At 38.6% G+C, this 16984-nt stretch carries 14 protein-coding genes and 5 tRNA genes; 2 read left to right on the top strand and 17 right to left on the bottom strand.

What is annotated here, in order from left to right; all coding sequences use genetic code 11:
- Nucleotides 1-20: 20 nt before the first annotated feature.
- The 6 genes from ABN099_RS05705 to ffh all read right to left on the bottom strand — a co-directional run bounded on the left by ABN099_RS05705 (nucleotide 21) and on the right by ffh (nucleotide 5035).
- A complete protein-coding gene (locus tag ABN099_RS05705) occupies nucleotides 21-1115 on the bottom strand; it encodes a 3-deoxy-7-phosphoheptulonate synthase (RefSeq protein ID WP_349462705.1) in 1095 nt (364 codons plus the stop codon).
- A gap of 411 nt (nucleotides 1116-1526) precedes the next feature.
- The gene (gene rplS, locus ABN099_RS05700) at nucleotides 1527-1880 is read right to left on the bottom strand and encodes a 50S ribosomal protein L19 (RefSeq protein WP_349462704.1); all 354 of its coding nucleotides are present in this window, start codon (nucleotides 1878-1880) and stop codon (nucleotides 1527-1529) included.
- A gap of 52 nt (nucleotides 1881-1932) precedes the next feature.
- Entirely contained in the window at nucleotides 1933-2685 is a 753-nt protein-coding gene (gene trmD, locus ABN099_RS05695) for a tRNA (guanosine(37)-N1)-methyltransferase TrmD (RefSeq protein WP_349462703.1), read from the bottom strand.
- A gap of 38 nt (nucleotides 2686-2723) precedes the next feature.
- Nucleotides 2724-3269 (bottom strand): ribosome maturation factor RimM, encoded by a 546-nt coding sequence (gene rimM, locus ABN099_RS05690; protein WP_349462702.1) that lies wholly within the window; start codon nucleotides 3267-3269, stop codon nucleotides 2724-2726.
- A gap of 18 nt (nucleotides 3270-3287) precedes the next feature.
- A complete protein-coding gene (gene rpsP, locus ABN099_RS05685; protein WP_064719250.1) occupies nucleotides 3288-3536 on the bottom strand; it encodes a 30S ribosomal protein S16 in 249 nt (82 codons plus the stop codon).
- Between the two features lie 137 nt (nucleotides 3537-3673).
- Nucleotides 3674-5035 (bottom strand): signal recognition particle protein, encoded by a 1362-nt coding sequence (gene ffh / locus ABN099_RS05680; protein ID WP_349462701.1) that lies wholly within the window; start codon nucleotides 5033-5035, stop codon nucleotides 3674-3676.
- A 174-nt stretch (nucleotides 5036-5209) separates the two neighbouring features.
- On the opposite strand from ffh, the gene ABN099_RS05675 reads away from it, so the two are divergent.
- Nucleotides 5210-6010 (top strand): cytochrome C assembly family protein, encoded by an 801-nt coding sequence (locus tag ABN099_RS05675; RefSeq protein ID WP_349462700.1) that lies wholly within the window; start codon nucleotides 5210-5212, stop codon nucleotides 6008-6010.
- Between the two features lie 34 nt (nucleotides 6011-6044).
- Entirely contained in the window at nucleotides 6045-7319 is a 1275-nt protein-coding gene (locus ABN099_RS05670; protein ID WP_349462699.1) for a CNNM domain-containing protein, read from the top strand.
- 60 nt (nucleotides 7320-7379) lie between these two features.
- Here the strand turns inward: ABN099_RS05670 and ABN099_RS05665 are convergent, their stop codons facing one another.
- From ABN099_RS05665 to recA, 11 genes are all read right to left on the bottom strand, one after another.
- A complete protein-coding gene (locus ABN099_RS05665) occupies nucleotides 7380-8123 on the bottom strand; it encodes a hypothetical protein (protein WP_349462698.1) in 744 nt (247 codons plus the stop codon).
- Between the two features lie 225 nt (nucleotides 8124-8348).
- Nucleotides 8349-8864, bottom strand: a complete 516-nt coding sequence (gene luxS / locus ABN099_RS05660; protein ID WP_349462697.1) for an S-ribosylhomocysteine lyase — start codon at nucleotides 8862-8864, stop codon at nucleotides 8349-8351.
- A 166-nt stretch (nucleotides 8865-9030) separates the two neighbouring features.
- Nucleotides 9031-10611 carry a glutamate--cysteine ligase gene (gshA, locus tag ABN099_RS05655; protein WP_349462696.1) on the bottom strand — a complete coding sequence of 527 codons (1581 nt, stop codon included), beginning with the start codon at nucleotides 10609-10611 and terminating at the stop codon, nucleotides 9031-9033.
- Between the two features lie 186 nt (nucleotides 10612-10797).
- Nucleotides 10798-10874 (bottom strand) — tRNA-Arg (locus ABN099_RS05650).
- A 48-nt stretch (nucleotides 10875-10922) separates the two neighbouring features.
- Nucleotides 10923-10999 (bottom strand) — tRNA-Arg (locus ABN099_RS05645).
- 53 nt (nucleotides 11000-11052) lie between these two features.
- Nucleotides 11053-11129: transfer RNA gene (locus ABN099_RS05640), tRNA-Arg, on the bottom strand.
- 95 nt (nucleotides 11130-11224) lie between these two features.
- Nucleotides 11225-11301 (bottom strand) — tRNA-Arg (locus ABN099_RS05635).
- Nucleotides 11302-11310: 9 nt separating this feature from the next.
- Nucleotides 11311-11403 (bottom strand) — tRNA-Ser (locus tag ABN099_RS05630).
- Between the two features lie 465 nt (nucleotides 11404-11868).
- The gene (csrA, locus tag ABN099_RS05625) at nucleotides 11869-12057 is read right to left on the bottom strand and encodes a carbon storage regulator CsrA (RefSeq protein ID WP_064719243.1); all 189 of its coding nucleotides are present in this window, start codon (nucleotides 12055-12057) and stop codon (nucleotides 11869-11871) included.
- 221 nt (nucleotides 12058-12278) lie between these two features.
- A complete protein-coding gene (alaS, locus tag ABN099_RS05620; RefSeq protein ID WP_349462695.1) occupies nucleotides 12279-14906 on the bottom strand; it encodes an alanine--tRNA ligase in 2628 nt (875 codons plus the stop codon).
- Between the two features lie 904 nt (nucleotides 14907-15810).
- Complete coding sequence (gene recA / locus ABN099_RS05615) at nucleotides 15811-16881, bottom strand: recombinase RecA (RefSeq protein WP_349462694.1); 1071 nt, start codon at nucleotides 16879-16881, stop codon at nucleotides 15811-15813.
- Nucleotides 16882-16984 lie beyond the last annotated feature (103 nt).

The following is a 16984-nucleotide window of genomic DNA, read 5'->3' as shown; positions in this document are numbered from 1 at the left end:
CTCCTTTCTAATTACTCTCATTAACCTACTTTTTTCAATAATGCTTCACGTTCAGCTAAAATAGGTGAAATTTGCTGGTGTAGATTTCTTAGCACAGATTCTGTTGTTTCCCAACTAATACATGCATCGGTCACTGAAACTCCGTATTTCATTTCACTACGAGGCTGTTCTGATGATTGATTTCCTTCGTTTATATGGCTCTCAAGCATAATACCTGTAATTGATTGATTTCCAGTTGTGATTTGTTCAATGACTGAATCCACCACATTGGATTGACGACGAAAATCTTTACTTGAGTTACCGTGACTGCAATCAATCATTAATGATGGTTTTAGACCCGCTTTTAGCATATGAGCTTCACATTGCGCCACATCTTCAGCATGGTAATTGGGTGTTTTACCACCGCGTAAAATAACGTGACCATCAGGATTTCCTTGTGTCTGTAATAAACAGACCTGTCCTGATTGATTAATACCCATAAAACGGTGTGGCATTGATGCTGCTTTCATTGCATTAATTGCAGTATCTAAATTGCCATCAGTACCATTTTTAAATCCAACTGGCATAGAAAGTCCTGACGCCATTTCACGGTGTGTCTGTGATTCAGTAGTTCTTGCTCCAATTGCAGACCAGCTAAATAAATCACCTAAGTATTGTGGATTATTAGGATCTAACGCTTCTGTTGCTAAAGGGAGACCTAATTGCACTAACTCAGTTAATAATTTACGCGCAATATGCAGCCCTTTTTCCATTTCAAAGCTACCATCCATAAATGGATCACTAATTAAGCCTTTCCAACCAACTGTTGTACGAGGTTTTTCAAAATAGACACGCATCACAATGTACAGACTATCACTCAGCTCAGACGCTAATACTTTTAGACGTTTAGCGTACTCAAGCGCCACATCAACGTCATGAATAGAACAAGGACCACATACCACCAGTAAACGGGGATCACGACGTTGAACAATTTGGGAGATTGTTTGGCGTGAATTTGCAATGGCATGCAGGTCATTGCGACTCAATGGGTATTTTTGTTTTAACTCTTCAGGTGTAATTAAAATCAGCTCTTCGCTGATATTTACATTATTGAGTGCGTCTTTTTGCATGATCATAGTTTTTACCTTTTTTATCTTTATCGCTGTCATTGTGATGTTGTCTGTCTAAGAGATAAGATAACACGCAATGTAAAGAATTCAATCCATTTATAATAAAAAAACACTAAAACGTAAACATACAATTACAAGAATGATGAAATTAAATAAATATTGAATTAATTCAATTAATTACCTTGTAAAAATAAAATTAACTAATCGTGATGAAGATAATAAAAAACAGCGTGGGTGTAAACTATATTTTACGATAAATTCATAAAAAGAGGTGTGAGGTAAAATAAGAAATAAAAATAAGAAAAGAGAAAAGAGAAAAGAGAAAAGAGAAAAGAGAAAAGAGATTTTAATTAACTCAAATAAAAAGGCCAGCAAAAGCTGGCCTTTAACGTTAACTCTCGGATGTGCGAAAGCGTATTATTTAGCGTTAAGACGCTCTTTAATACGTGCAGCCTTACCAGAACGCTCACGCAGGTAGTACAGTTTAGCTTTACGAACCGCACCACGACGCTTAACAGTGATGGTGTCTACGACTGGGGAGTGAGTTTGGAATACACGCTCAACGCCTTCGCCATTAGAAATTTTACGAACAGTGAATGCAGAGTGCAGACCGCGGTTACGAATAGCGATAACCACGCCCTCGAATGCCTGCAGACGTTTTTTAGAACCTTCAACAACCCATACTTTAATTTCTAAAGTGTCACCAGGACGGAATGAAGGAACATCTTGCTTCATCTGTTCTTGTTCGATTTGTTTAATGATATTGCTCATAATAACTCTCTTACCCTAGGTAAACTGATATTAATGACATTATTTGTCAGACTTACTCTGCTGTTCTCTGCTGATGTTCATTTTTGAACTCAGCTAACAGCACTCTTTGCTCGTCAGTCAGAGCTAGGCTTTCCAGAAGTTCAGGTCTTCTTAGCCAGGTTCGGCCCAGTGATTGTTTCATACGCCAGCGATTAATATAAGCATGGTTACCTGACAGTAAAACTGCGGGAACTTCCATACCATCTAAAACCTCTGGGCGAGTATAGTGAGGATGATCCAGTAAACCTTCAGCAAAAGAATCTTCTTTCGCAGAGGCGGCATGCCCGAGAACACCCGGAACAAAACGTGCAACTGCATCTATCATTATCATGGCAGGCAATTCCCCACCACTTAATACGTAATCACCTACAGACCACTCTTCATCGATTTCAGTCTGTATGACACGCTCGTCTATACCTTCATACCGACCACAAACCAGAATTAACTTCTCATTTGTTGCCAGTTCGCAAACCCCTTGTTGATCGAGTTTGCGTCCCTGAGGTGATAAATAAATCACCTTTGCTCCATCACCAGCCGCAGCTTTCGCTTGATGAATTGCTTCCCTTAAGGGTTGCACCATCATCAACATACCAGGACCACCGCCATAAGGACGATCATCAACAGTATTGTGTCTGTCGTATGTAAAATCTCGGGGATTCCAACATTCTACATTAAGCAGACCATGCTTCACTGCCCGACCAGTCACCCCGTACTCGGTTATAGAGCGGAACATTTCTGGAAATAGGCTAATTACCCCAATCCACATTTTAGTGTCCCACTATTGAGAACCGTTAACCGGATAATCTAAAAACCAGGATCCCAATCAACGATAATTTTTCTCGCTGAGAGATCGACTTTCTTGATAACCTGCCCATCAAGAAACGGAACTAGCCGTTCCCCAATACCGAATGCATCTTTCAAATTTGCTTTAATTACCATGACATCATTTGAGCCCGTTTCCATCATGTCGCTGACGACACCTAGATCGTAACCCTTGTCAGTTTCAACCTGACAACCCATCAGATCTTTCCAGTAATATTCACCGTCAAGTTCTGGCAGTTGTGAAGCACTTACGACAATTTCAAAATTAGTCAGGATGTTTGCAGCATCTCTGTCGTCAACACCTTTCAGTTTGACGATAATATCTTGGTTGTGGTGTTTCCAAGCTTCCAGCTCAATGGTTTCCCATTGTCCATGGCGCTGAATAAACCACGGTTGATATTCAAAAATGTTATCGGCATGTTCGGTGGAAGAAAAAACTCTGAGCCAACCACGGATCCCGTAAGGTGAGCCCAATTTACCCATCACAATAGGTTCTGCGGGCTCTTTTAAGGTTATTTGTTCGCTCATTGTTACCACCGCGACAGATTAAGCGCTTTTCTTCGCTGATTTGATCAGGCCAGCAACACGTTCTGAAACAGTTGCACCCAGACCTACCCAATGTTCAACACGGTCAACGTCTAAACGCAGAGTTTCTGCTTGACCAGTTGCCAGTGGGTTGTAAAAACCTAAACGTTCAATGAAACGACCATCACGCGCGTTGCGGCTATCGGTCACGATTACTTGGTAGAACGGACGCTTTTTTGCGCCGCCACGAGCTAAACGAATTGTTACCATAACATCCTCATTAGTTAATAAAACAACCAGACGCCATCGAGGAATGGAGTCCGGTTGTCATATAAAAAGCCCGAAAAGTTTACTCACTTTGGCGGAAAAAGCAATCCAAAGCGTACTTTTTTTCAGGCTTTTTGGTTTTAGCGACCTGGAAAGCCTGGTGGCATCATACCTTTCATGCCACGCATCATCTTAGCCATACCGCCCTTCTTCATTTTTTTCATCATACGTTGCATATCGTCAAACTGCTTTAATAAGCGGTTAACGTCTTGCACTTGTGTTCCTGACCCCGTCGCAATACGACGTTTACGGGAACCTTTGATGATTTCTGGTTTTTGACGCTCTTTTCGTGTCATGGAGTTGATAATTGCTTCCATTTTCACTAAAACAGAGTCATCCATCTGTGATTTCACTGCATCAGGAACCTGAGACATACCGGGCATTTTGCTTAGCATACTTGCCATGCCACCCATATTACGCATCTGTTTTAACTGATCTAAGAAATCATTTAAGTCAAAGCCGTCGCCTTTCTTCAATTTAGTGGCGAGTTTTTCCGCCTGAGCACGGTCAACTTTGCTCTCAATATCTTCGATTAGGGAGAGAACATCGCCCATTCCAAGGATTCGTGATGCCACGCGATCAGGATGGAAAGGCTCTAACGCTTCGGTTTTTTCCCCAACACCAAGAAACTTAATTGGCTTACCCGTGATGTGGCGAATAGATAACGCAGCACCACCACGCGCATCACCATCAACCTTGGTTAAAACAACCCCCGTTAATGGTAACGCTTCATTAAATGCTTTTGCGGTGTTTGCTGCATCTTGCCCTGTCATCGCATCAACAACAAACAGTGTTTCTACCGGATTAATTGCTTTATGAAGGTTTTGGATCTCCTCCATCATGCCTTCATCTACGTGTAAACGGCCCGCAGTATCCACCAGTAGCACATCATAAAACTGCAATTGAGCATGTTTTAATGCATTACTAGCGATAGTAATTGGATTCTCTTCAACAGTTGATGGAAAAAAATCAATACCGACTGATTCAGCTAAGGTTTCAAGCTGTTTAATTGCCGCAGGACGATAAACGTCGGCAGAAACAACCAGAACTTTTTTCTTCTTTTTCTCTTTTAAGAATTTACCTAGCTTAGCAACACTGGTGGTTTTACCCGCACCTTGAAGACCTGCCATTAACACAACCGCTGGTGGCTGTGCAGAAAGGTCTAAGTCAGTATTAACTTCACCCATCGCATTGACGAGTTCATTTTGAACAATTTTGACAAACTCCTGACCTGGAGTCAGGCTTTTGTTAACTTCATGACCTACTGCGCTCTCTTTTACTCGCGCAATAAAATCACGGACAACAGGTAAAGCAACGTCAGCTTCTAATAAAGCCATTCGTACTTCACGCAATGTCTCTTTAATGTTCTCTTCAGTCAGTCTTCCCCGACCGCTTATATTGCGCAATGTGCGCGATAATCTGTCACTTAAATTCTCAAACATTATCTTAGCTCAGTGTTAAAGTTGGGCTTGTCGGTTATGTATGCCGCCGATTATATCACGATGGCTCGCGGATCTCTGCATAGAGATTTAAGCTTAATGACTTCAATAGTTGGAGCCGTATGCTCCTAGCGCTATACTAGGAAGTTAATTCAAACAATATATGTAAGCGAAACTATGCCCGTTATATCAATCTCTATCGTCGCTGTCTGCGCTTATTTACTCAGTCTGGTGCTTATTCTCCCCAGTCTGTTGCGAAAAGAGCAGAATGGGTACCGCGGATTAGCACTGCTATTTGCGGTAATTGCGCTTGTTGCGCATGCTATTTCATTAAAATTTTTAATTTTCCGTCCTCACAGCGGACAGAATCTTTCATTTACCAATTTAGGTGCCATTGTTAGCCTAATGGTTTGCGTTATCATGACGATTGTCGCTTCTCGTGGTAGAGCATGGTATTTGCTCCCCATTGTTTACTGTTTTGCGATAGTCAATCTTGTTTTAGCTGCGCTAATGCCCGGTGAGTTTGTTACTCATCTTGAAAGCAGCCCAGCGCTATTTATCCATATCGGGCTTGCGTTATTAAGTTATGCAACTTTACTGATTGCAGCATTATATGCGTTACAATTAAGCTGGCTCGACTACCAACTAAAAAATAAGAAGCTAAAGTTCTCACCTCAAATGCCACCATTAATGACAATTGAGCGTAAAATGTTTCATATCACACAAGTTGGCGTAGTATTACTCACATTAACTCTCTGTACTGGTTTGGTTTATATGGATAATATTTTCGGTAAAGAAAATATTCATAAATCCATTTTCTCCATTATTGCTTGGTTTGTTTATATCATTTTATTATGGGGACATTTCCGAGAGGGTTGGAGAGGCAAGAAAGTTATTATTTGTAACCTAATTGGTGCAATCATTCTGACCTTAGCTTTTTTTGGTAATCGTTTATTACAAGAGCTAATGATCAATTAATTTTTTATTTTAAGGTAGCAAAAGGACCTCAATTTTGGAGCATGTTTCAACTGCAACGCTCATTATCATACTTATAGGTATGGTTATCGCATCGGCTTATTTTTCTGCAACTGAAACGAGCATGATGACAATAAATCGTTATCGTCTCCGTCATGCCGCTAAACAAGGAAATAGTTCAGCAAAACGCGTAGAAAAGTTATTACAGCGCCCAGACAGACTTATTAGTCTTGTTCTTATTGGTAATAATCTTATCAATATTTTAGCGTCTGCCATTGCGACCATTATTGGTATTCGCTTATATGGTAATGCGGGTGTTGCTATTGCAACAGGGGTATTAACTTTTATTATCCTCATTTTTGCAGAAGTTTTACCGAAATCTGTTGCTGCACTTTATCCAGAACGAGTGGCTTATCCAAGCAGTATTATTCTCTCTCCTTTGCAAAAATTAATGCTACCTATTGTCTGGTTCTTTAATAGAATCAGTTTGATGTTAATGCGTTTATTAGGAATAAAGTCCCCTGTAATACAAGGTAATGCAGTTTCAAAAGAAGAGTTAAGAACTATTGTGAACGAATCCAAATCGAAACTCTCACAACGTAATCAAAATATGTTGTTGTCTATTCTTGATTTAGAAAAAGTCACTATTGGCGATATTATGGTGCCAAGAAATGAAATTTTTGGCATTGATGTTAACGACGAATGGAAATCCATCGTTCGACAATTAACGCACTCTCCTCATGGTCGTATAGTGCTTTACCGTGATACTTTAGATGATGCAATTGGCATGTTACGCGTTCGAGAAGCCTATCGTTTAATGACAGAGAAAAGAGAATTTACTAAACAAATTCTGATCAAAGCAGCCGATAAAGTCTATTTTATTCCTGAAAGTACGCCTCTTAACTTACAGCTGGTCAATTTCCAACGTAATAATGAGAAAGCGGGCATTGTGGTTGATGAATATGGTGAAATTCAAGGCCTAGTGACAGTTGAAGATATTCTTGAAGAGATTGTAGGTGATTTTACCACTTCAATGTCACCTTCTTTAGCTGAAGAGGTGTTACCACAGAAAGATGGCTCTCTTTTAGTAGATGGTACTACCAATATTCGCGATATTAACAAAGCTTTTGGCTGGAATTTACCAGAAGATGAGGCACGTACTATCAATGGTATTATTAGCGAAGAGTTGGGGGATTTACCCGTTGTTGGCGCTAAGATTCAAATAAATGAATATGAATTTAAAATCTTAGAAGTACAAGACAATATCATTAAAAAAGCCATGATCCGCCATCTAGCTATTCCACATCATTAATCATTGAATAAAGCACTTATTTAAGTGCTTTATTTTTTTATATTTATCTTTCTATTTCGACTAACCCAATTCAAAACGTAACTTACTTTTACGAAAATCAAACTCTCTTGCTGGCAACATATAAAAAGGCGTTATCTCTTGTTCTGCTTGCAGTAAGGTATTTTTGATCTTTTGATAATCAGAATAAAAACCGTGATTTTTAACCCACATCACTAAATTAAGTGCAGGTTCGCTTGAATATGAATAACCGTATTCTTCACGGCGACAAATAAAGCATGCAGTTTCTCCGACATTAAGTGTCAGAGAGAGCGATTTGCGCGGGAAATTAGTCACTATTGAACCATTAGCATCTACTGTTTCAAGATTAAAATGATGTGGTGCTAGGCTGCGAATATTTTCATATCTCAGTTCTGTGTTGCTACCACTATAGCTATTGGTTTTAATTTCATTTTTTTGAGCATACCAACGATATTGTTCATCTTCTTTATACAGATAATCTCCCCCTATTTTTATTAACGTATTGGTTTCAGGTTTCTCTATTTTAGCGAATAACTCAGGATTTATTTGTGATGAAAGAAGTAAGGTATCAGGCTTTATTATTAATTCAGGGCTATCAGAGCTACGCTTTACATACTTTTTATGGACACGTTCAAAATAACGATGCTCTAGTGCTTTAGATAAACCGGTGTAGAAGAAGGCATCTTTTGGTAACTGAGTGCGTATTGTACTTTTACCAAAAAAATAAAATTCACGGACAAAAAACTCTAACACAAGTTTTGGAGAAGAGAACTGATGATTTTCCATAATAAAACACACTCCATGTACCAAGAATAAATTCAATTCATTATTGTCTAAGAATATAAGAAGATTGGAAAATAAGATAATGAAATAAAAAAAGAAACAGGGATATGCGATGGGGATAAAAAATAGAGCAAAAATAAATAAAGAGACAATAAATCAGGATGCGAATTTCTTGATCTATTGTCCCCTAGATTCATTAAATATTTAAAGCGTTACTCACAATATTGGTTAGATGTGTAACTCTTTTAGCGTCTCTTCAGGAAGCGCTAACTCATCATTATGGTTGATACCAATATCATGGGATAAAATATCACGTGCAATGTCTTGTGCTTCGTTTAATGAGTGCATGGCATAAGTACCACACTGATAGATATTTAGCTCTGGTATTTGGTTTTGATCTTTTACTTTCAAAACATCTTCCATTGCTGCTTTCCATGCATTAGCAACACGCTGTTCTTCTGGTTGTCCAATTAAGCTCATATAGAAACCAGTACGGCATCCCATCGGAGAAATATCGATGATTTCGACACCCTTACCATTTAGATGATTGCGCATAAAACCAGCAAACAGATGTTCTAAGGTATGGATCCCTTTCTCAGGCATCGCTTTTTGATTAGGTACAGTAAAACGTAAGTCAAAAACGGTAATAGTATCACCTGATGGCGTGTTCATGGTTTTAGCAACGCGTACAGCAGGTGCAGACATACGAGTATGATCAACAGTAAAACTATCCAATAAAGGCATAAAAGACCTCCGAAGAAATTTTTTAAATATTTTTAAGAGAAAATGAAACTTTCTACGAGTAGTTCTGTCTTAGTTATGAATACGCGCAAAATGTTATCATCCCTATTTCTCTATAGAATTTTTTTTAGCCACACAAATCTTCGTGTGGCTTTTTTCTGTCCTGAATTTAGGAAGCCATACTCTCACTATTTGGACCAGCATGGATCTTCAGATACTCATTAAAAGAAATGGTATCACTCTTTTCCAGATCTGCCTGACGTTTAATGGATGAAATTCTCTCATGATCAAACGCTTCTTCAGTTAGTGTTTCGTAAGGCGTATTGACCAACTCTTGATAATACTGCTCTGCTAATGACAAACCATAACCACCGATACCTTGCTCTTTTATTTTTTCTAACACTCTGCCAGAGAAGGTTAATTCAGGATTATCAAACATTTCTTCTAACTTAAGGCAAACTTCCAGATATTTAGTTCCTGAACAGCTATCGAGAACTTTGGCAACTCGCTGTAAATCTGCAAATAGTGATTTACCAACTTGAGCTAATGGCTCTTTTCTTTCACCACATCCCATGCCAATGACTTGCCCAGGCTTACGCCCTTCTAGAATAACGTTATTCCAATTTGAACGACAACACGCTAATTCAGATGCACTCATTTCTGGTGCGTCTGCTAATACACACCAAATTAAGAATAAATCTAAGAAACGGATTTGAGTTTCATCAACGCCAATTGGTGTAAATGGATTGATATCTAATGAACGAACTTCGATATATTCAATACCGCCACGTAATAATGCATCTGAAGGTGACTCATCACCTTTTACGACTCGTTTAGGACGAATAGGTGCATATAGCTCATTTTCAATTTGTAGTACGTTAGTATTTAATTGAATATATTCGCCATCTTTTTTAGTGCCTAACTTTGCAAACTCTTCAGAAGGTTTGTGAATTGCTTTTTTCAGCCCTTTCACATAGGTATCTAGATGATTAAAGGTGATGTCTAAATCACTTTGTGACTTATTGGTATAACCAAGATCACTTAATCTCAATGAGGTTGCATAGGGTAAATATTTAGCGCCTTTTGGAGTGTTCTCAAAAGGTAAATTAGTTTCACGTCCTTTTAAGAACGAGCCACAAATTGCTGGTGAAGCACCAAAGAAGAATGGAATTATCCATCCAAAACGATAGTAGTTACGAATTAAACGTAAGTAACCATCTGAAATGGCTTCTTTGCCACTGACTTCATCTTTTACATCTGCCCAAGCTTGCCAAAATTCGATAGGTAATGAGAAGTTGTAATGCACACCTGAAATGGTTTGCATTAACGCACCATAACGATTTTTAAGCCCTTCACGATAAAGTGTTTTGAAACGCCCCACATTAGATGAGCCAAATTGAGCTAAAGTGATTTTATCTTCAGCTTCAATAAAGCAAGGCATACTCATCGGCCACATACGTTCATTATCTAAACGACGTGCGGTATAACGATGTAAATCACCTAAAAAATGTAGTGTGTTTGAAATATTATCGTCAACAGGCGTAATAAACTCTAAAAGAGACTCTGCAAAATCAGTCGTGATCCATTTATGGGTTAACGACTTACCTAATGCAATAGGATGCTCTGTTGATGCGAGATTACCTTCAGGAGTAACTCTTAAGGTTTCGCGCTCTATACCACGGTGGATACCACATAAAACTTTAGGATGTGCTTCCAACCAAGAAAGCGCTTTAGATACGTCCGGGATCAAAAGTGACCTCCCGTGTGATTAAGGTTGATAAATTAGATAGGAGTTACTTTATCGCAAAGTCACTAAATTGTCGCTTATTAGATGATGTTAGCGTTGTTAGTTGGTGCTAAACAAACCCGTAACATATTATGAATTAATAAAAGAATAGATAGCAAAAAGCCCCGCTATAAGCGAGGCTTCTGAAGATGGTGCACCCTGGAGGATTCGAACCTCCGACCGCTCGGTTCGTAGCCGAGTACTCTATCCAGCTGAGCTAAGGGTGCAGATGGTACTAAATTTTTTTAAGATAATTGAGATTCTTATAACTAAGATGGTGCACCCTGGAGGATTCGAACCTCCGACCGCTCGGTTCGTAGCCGAGTACTCTATCCAGCTGAGCTAAGGGTGCTCATTATCTTTTTACTTCTCACTCTGGCGACTTAAGCCCAAGTAAGTAATGAATGGTGCACCCTGGAGGATTCGAACCTCCGACCGCTCGGTTCGTAGCCGAGTACTCTATCCAGCTGAGCTAAGGGTGCGCCGTAGTAATACTTTTACTTTACTCTTTTGATGCTTAAAATTCACTATTAGCACCAAAATAAAAACCCCATACATTAATCATGGGGTTAGAAGATGGTGCACCCTGGAGGATTCGAACCTCCGACCGCTCGGTTCGTAGCCGAGTACTCTATCCAGCTGAGCTAAGGGTGCAGATCTAAATGGCGGTGAGAGAGGGATTCGAACCCTCGATGCAGCTTTTGACCGCATACTCCCTTAGCAGGGGAGCGCCTTCAGCCTCTCGGCCATCTCACCATATTTAGAACCACTCGAAGAAGTTCTTACTGAACATCTCGTCTCTGTGTGGCGCACATATTACTTTCTCAGCCTAAGAAGTCAAACGATTTTTCTCAACTTTTTACGAATATACGTCTGTTTGAACACTTCACAAACAAACTGATGCGTTTATCAGCAAGAAAGGCTAAAAAAGTTCTAAACATAATGATATCTCTGATGAAAAATCATTCAAGTATTTTATACGCTACGTAAATAATTTTATTGATTATGCAAATAATTATGAATCGAATGATTAGCGGTAAAAAGACTTTCAATTCTGTCAATCAGAATAAACGGATAGTGTAATAATAAATACAGCTCAGGGAGAGCAAAAATAGGAATAAAGAAGGGAATAAAAAGTCCTATAAAGAGAAAAGCGCCCAGACCCGGCAAAAGTGTGGACGCTTACGAATGAATTGTAACTAGCTAATAATTAGATATCGTTTAGTAGTTATCTGTAGGCTGAGATTTCTCGGCCTGAATTCGTTGATAGATCTCTTCACGATGGACAGATACTTCTTTTGGTGCATTTACGCCAATTCGTACCTGATTACCTTTAACCCCTAAAACGGTTACGGTTACATCATCGCCTATCATAAGCGTTTCACCAACTCGACGAGTTAGAATAAGCATTCTTTGCTCCTTGAAAATTTACAAGAGTCGGGTCTCTAGAATTTCCCGGCCATTATCCATCATACATTGTCAATTCGTATAATCATTATTTATCACAAGTCACTTATACTTCATAACAAAATATAAATTTTCTCATTGATTATTTAACGAATCTTCAATATCTCTATAAGGCATCCCCCCTATAAAATAGGGAGTAACGCCTTTTTTCAGGTAGTCATCGCTTAAAGATGCGATTCAACCCACTCGTCAACACTCGCTAAAGCAGCAGGTAGCGCTTCAACATCTGTACCGCCAGCTTGAGCCATATCAGGGCGACCGCCGCCTTTACCACCGATTTGCTGTGCTACAAAACCAATCAGTTCGCCTGCTTTAACTTTAGCAGTCAAATCTTTAGTGACCCCAACAATTAAACTCACTTTACCATCAGAAATAGTAGAAAGCACAATTATTGCCGAACCCAATTGATTTTTTAAATCATCAACCATTGTTCTTAACATTTTTGGCTCAACACTATTCAGCTCACGAACTAAAAGTTTGATACCTTTCACATTTTTAGCCTGACTTCCTAACGAAGAACTTTCTTGAGCTGCTTGTTGATCTTTAAGATGTTGGAGTTCTTTTTCTAATACTCGGTATTTTTCTTGGACGGTTTTAATTCTCTCAACCAAGTTTGTACCATCACTTTTTAGAACTTGTGCCACAAGAGAAATCAAATCAGATTGTTCATGAACACTTTCTATTGCAGCAATACCTGTGATTGCTTCAATACGACGAACACCGGCTGCTGTACCTGATTCACTCGTAATACGGAATAAACCAATATCACCAGTGCGAGATGCGTGAGTTCCTCCACAAAGCTCTGTAGAAAAGTCACCCATTGTTAAAACACGAACACGTTCATCATACTTTTCACCAAAGAGTGCCATAGCACCTTTTTCTTTGGCATCTTCAAGATCCATTAATTCTGTAACAACAGGTGAATTAAGACGGATTTGAGCATTAACGATATCTTCAATTTTACGTAACTGTTCTGGTTTTATGGCTTCAAAATGAGAGAAGTCGAAACGCAGATATTTATCGTTAACTAAAGAACCTTTCTGCGTTACATGCGTACCTAATACTTGGCGCAATGCCGCATGTAATAAGTGAGTTGCAGAGTGGTTCAAACGAATAGCATCACGGCGTGCGACATCAATAGTGGCATTAATTTTATGGTTAACAATAAATGAACCAGTATTAACCTTACCAATATGACCAATAGCTTTACCGTATTTTTGCGTATCAGTCACTTCAAATTGGCTATCTTTACCAATTAGCAGACCTTTATCACCAACCTGACCACCAGACTCTGCATAAAATGCGGTTTTATTTAAGAAGATAATTCCTTCTTCGCCCGCTTTAAGCTCAGTTACTGCTTGACCATTATGGAAAATCGCAGTGATTGTGCCTTGCTGTTCATCATGATCATAACCCGAAAAGTCACTACGACTATCAACTTTGATTAAATCATTATAATCAGTACCAAAACCACTTGATTCACGAGCACGTTTACGTTGCTCTTCCATTGCTAGCTCAAAGCCTTCTTCATCAACTTTGATATTTCTTTCACGACAAACATCAGCCGTTAAATCAAGAGGGAAACCATAAGTATCATAAAGACGGAATGCAGTTTCACCTGGAAGAACGTTATCAGTTAATTGAACCAGTTCATCATCTAATAATTGAAGACCGCGTTCTAATGTACGAGCAAATTGTTCTTCTTCTGTTTGCAGAATTTTTTCAACTGTCGCTTGCTGACGCTTAAGCTCTTCACCAGCATCTGCCATTACGCCAATTAATGGTGCAACTAATTTATAGAAGAAAGTATCCTTCGCACCTAACATATAACCATGGCGTACAGCACGACGAATAATACGACGCAGAACATATCCACGCCCTTCATTTGATGGAATAACCCCATCACAAATTAGGAATGAGCATGAACGAATATGGTCAGCGATAACGCGAAGTGATTTATTACTTAAATCAGTAGCATTAGTCACTTTCGCGACAGACTCGATTAATGAGCGGAAGAGATCAATATCATAGTTAGAGTTTACATGCTGTAGGACTGCGGTAATACGCTCTAGCCCCATTCCCGTATCAACAGAAGGTTTTGGCAATGGATCCATTGTACCATCTGATTTACGGTTAAATTGCATGAAGACAATATTCCAGATCTCAATATAGCGGTCGCCATCTTCTTCTGGTGATCCTGGAGGTCCCCCCCAAATATGGTCACCATGATCATAAAATATTTCAGTACATGGACCACAAGGTCCTGTGTCACCCATTTGCCAGAAGTTATCTGATGCAAATGGCGCACCTTTATTATCACCAATACGGATAATACGCTCTTGTGGAATACCTATTTCTTTATTCCAAATATCATATGCTTCATTATCTGTGGCATAAACAGTTACCCAAAGTCTTTCTTTAGGTAAATTAAACCACTCCTTGCTGGTTAATAATTCCCACGCAAAGTTGATTGCATCATGTTTGAAATAGTCACCAAAGCTGAAATTACCAAGCATTTCAAAAAACGTATGGTGACGTGCGGTATAACCCACATTTTCTAAATCATTATGTTTACCACCAGCGCGCACACAGCGTTGCGCGGTTGTCGCTCGGGAATAAGGTCTATTATCCAATCCAAGAAATACATCTTTGAATTGGTTCATCCCTGCGTTCGTAAACAGCAATGTTGGATCGTTATTTGGAACCAAAGAACTGCTTGGTACTATTTGATGTCCTTTAGTATGAAAAAAGTCGAGAAACGCCTGACGGATCTCAGCGGTGCTTTTGCTCATAATTATCCCGAAATCAAGCTGGAAAAACAGAAATTAGAAATTTAGTAAGAGGAGGTTTATTGTTACCTCTACTTAACCAACGAATATAATAAGTAGGGATAAGATAGAATTTCTTCGCTCAGAAGTAAAACCCCCGATAAACTTATTCGTATTGACATTGTAAATCGTCTAGTTTTTTTCTGAAAGTAGGATTGTGATTAGATAATGGTAGTTTTATCTAAATAAGAAGAAATGATGCAGAAGTGGAGAGAGAGATAAAAGTATTTTCATTTTGTAATTATTAAAAACTATTTCTTATTAAGATTCATCTAGTTATTAGCTAGATAGATGTCTTTAATTTTCATTAACTATCTTATGTTACTTATCCGAAGAGAAAAATGTTACTTACCATTATTAACAACAAGATAAAATTAAAAATAACAAACTGATTTAAAACGACTTATTATCACTCTATTATTTTTTTAAAAATACCCCCCAAAATATTAACATGAAAAACATTCAAATATCTTGCTGTTATTAATGCTCATTACATCAAAAAATTTACATCTCTTAGTCTCTCAATACAGTAATAATTATTATTTTCAGTAATAAACAGAGATAATATATCACCGTTGCTTCACTATATATTTACTTACATAACTGCACTTAGAGTAACAGAGAAAAATATCGTTATTAACAGAAAATCAGCAACTATATGTGTGAAAATAAAACAAACCAGAATCAAACCCCAACAAAAAACAAATTAATAGTAATGTAGCGATATGCAAAAACAAAAAAAGCGTATTTTCATACGCTTTTTCCTAAAACAGTGAATATTACGTTAATTCACTAATAAAATGCTGTTATTTTTATAACAATACAGCGTTAACACTATTAACGTAACAATATTTGTTTCATTTAAAGATTATTCGTCAGCTTCGTCGGCATCTTTACCAGCGTCTTCATCACCGGCAAAATCAGCAGCACTTGTGAATTCACCTGCGTGATTCAATAGCATTTCACGTAATTTGGTGTTTAATTCATCGCACATTTCAGGATGTTCTTTTAAATAGTTGGTTGAATTAGCTTTACCTTGACCGATTTTCTCACCATTGTAGCTATACCAAGCACCTGCTTTTTCAACCAATTTATGTTTAACACCTAAATCGATTAATTCACCAAATGTGTTAATGCCTTCACCATACATAATTTGGAATTCAGCTTGTTTAAACGGTGCCGCGATTTTGTTTTTAACTACTTTAACGCGTGTTTCACTACCAACAACTTCATCGCCATTTTTAACTGAACCAATACGACGGATATCTAAACGAACTGACGCATAGAATTTTAATGCGTTACCACCCGTGGTGGTTTCTGGGTTACCAAACATTACACCAATTTTCATACGAATTTGGTTAATGAAAATCAGAAGAGTGTTAGAGTTTTTCAGGTTACCCGCTAATTTACGCATAGCTTGGCTCATCATACGAGCAGCTAAACCAACGTGTGAGTCACCAATTTCACCTTCGATTTCAGCTTTCGGTGTTAATGCAGCAACGGAGTCAACAACAATAACATCAACGGCACCTGAGCGAGATAACGCATCACAAATCTCAAGAGCTTGCTCACCCGTATCTGGCTGTGAACACAGCAGATTATCAATATCAACGCCTAGTTTTTTGGCGTAAATTGGGTCTAACGCATGTTCAGCATCGATAAAGGCACAAATTTTACCCTCACGTTGCGCTGAAGCAATCACTTGGAGTGTTAATGTTGTTTTACCTGAAGATTCTGGCCCATAGATTTCAACAATACGACCACGAGGCAAACCACCAGCACCTAATGCAACGTCTAATGATAAAGAACCTGTAGAGATGGTTTCAACGTTCATGGAACGATCTTCACCCAGACGCATGATAGACCCTTTACCAAATTGTTTTTCAATTTGACCAAGTGCTGCGGCCAGTGCTTTTTGTTTGTTTTCATCAATAGCCATGTTATCTCCCTCTGGGCAGTGAAGCATGAAAGATGGGTTCACTACCATTAAAACGTATGTGATTTTGCTTGTTAAAATTCATTATACTGTATAATCATACAGT

It is taken from the genome of Proteus hauseri, assembly GCF_040139125.1.
GTDB lineage: Bacteria > Pseudomonadota > Gammaproteobacteria > Enterobacterales > Enterobacteriaceae > Proteus > Proteus hauseri_B.
Note: the sequence above shows the minus strand (reverse complement) of the source record. Positions and strands in the feature narration are given on the sequence as shown.

What these genes read in the sequence shown, in the direction of transcription:
- ABN099_RS05665 (WP_349462698.1), bottom strand. Translation starts at nt 8,123, where the DNA reads ATGGAAAATCATCAGTTCTCTTCTCCAAAACTTGTGTTAGAGTTTTTT.
- luxS (WP_349462697.1), bottom strand. Translation starts at nt 8,864, where the DNA reads ATGCCTTTATTGGATAGTTTTACTGTTGATCATACTCGTATGTCTGCA.
- trmD (WP_349462703.1), bottom strand. Translation starts at nt 2,685, where the DNA reads ATGTGGATTGGGGTAATTAGCCTATTTCCAGAAATGTTCCGCTCTATA.
- rplS (WP_349462704.1), bottom strand. Translation starts at nt 1,880, where the DNA reads ATGAGCAATATCATTAAACAAATCGAACAAGAACAGATGAAGCAAGAT.
- ffh (WP_349462701.1), bottom strand. Translation starts at nt 5,035, where the DNA reads ATGTTTGAGAATTTAAGTGACAGATTATCGCGCACATTGCGCAATATA.
- alaS (WP_349462695.1), bottom strand. Translation starts at nt 14,906, where the DNA reads ATGAGCAAAAGCACCGCTGAGATCCGTCAGGCGTTTCTCGACTTTTTT.
- recA (WP_349462694.1), bottom strand. Translation starts at nt 16,881, where the DNA reads ATGGCTATTGATGAAAACAAACAAAAAGCACTGGCCGCAGCACTTGGT.
- ABN099_RS05705 (WP_349462705.1), bottom strand. Translation starts at nt 1,115, where the DNA reads ATGATCATGCAAAAAGACGCACTCAATAATGTAAATATCAGCGAAGAG.
- ABN099_RS05675 (WP_349462700.1), top strand. Translation starts at nt 5,210, where the DNA reads ATGCCCGTTATATCAATCTCTATCGTCGCTGTCTGCGCTTATTTACTC.
- rimM (WP_349462702.1), bottom strand. Translation starts at nt 3,269, where the DNA reads ATGAGCGAACAAATAACCTTAAAAGAGCCCGCAGAACCTATTGTGATG.
- csrA (WP_064719243.1), bottom strand. Translation starts at nt 12,057, where the DNA reads ATGCTTATTCTAACTCGTCGAGTTGGTGAAACGCTTATGATAGGCGAT.
- rpsP (WP_064719250.1), bottom strand. Translation starts at nt 3,536, where the DNA reads ATGGTAACAATTCGTTTAGCTCGTGGCGGCGCAAAAAAGCGTCCGTTC.